The sequence below is a fragment of the Shigella sp. FJ200513 genome (assembly GCF_040495915.1).
In the GTDB taxonomy this organism is placed as follows: Bacteria; Pseudomonadota; Gammaproteobacteria; order Enterobacterales; family Enterobacteriaceae; genus ECMA0423.
Genome location: NZ_JBDYCV010000313.1, coordinates 1 through 308, shown reverse-complemented (window position 1 = coordinate 308; position 308 = coordinate 1). Strand labels below are relative to the sequence as shown.

Annotated in this window: 1 pseudogene; it reads right to left on the bottom strand. The window is 48.7% G+C overall.

From position 1 onward, the window contains the following. A pseudogene (locus ABZJ92_RS22410) lies at positions 1 to 236 on the bottom strand (terminase large subunit domain-containing protein); the annotation flags it as partial. Positions 237 to 308 lie beyond the last annotated feature (72 nt).

Below are 308 nucleotides of genomic sequence, written 5' to 3'. Positions count from 1 at the left end.
GGGGTAAACGTCAGAATTGAGAATTGCCCGTATTTGTTGGTACGGGTAAGACCTTCGCCATAAATGCTGTATGGTGGCTCTTCGTCAAACCACACGCCGTGGATTGTGTCACCCTGCCAGCGAGCACGGCCTTGCGAGTATGGCTTGAAGTAGCAGATTGAAATGCCATCTTCAACGCCATCAGCCGTGTGATGCTTAACCAGAAGGTGATCAACAAGGTTCGGAAAGAAAGGTGAAGTGGTCAACAAAAACTGGCCACCGAGTTAGAGTTTTTCCAGTATCGATTTTCCGATTCGTTTGGGGGTAAC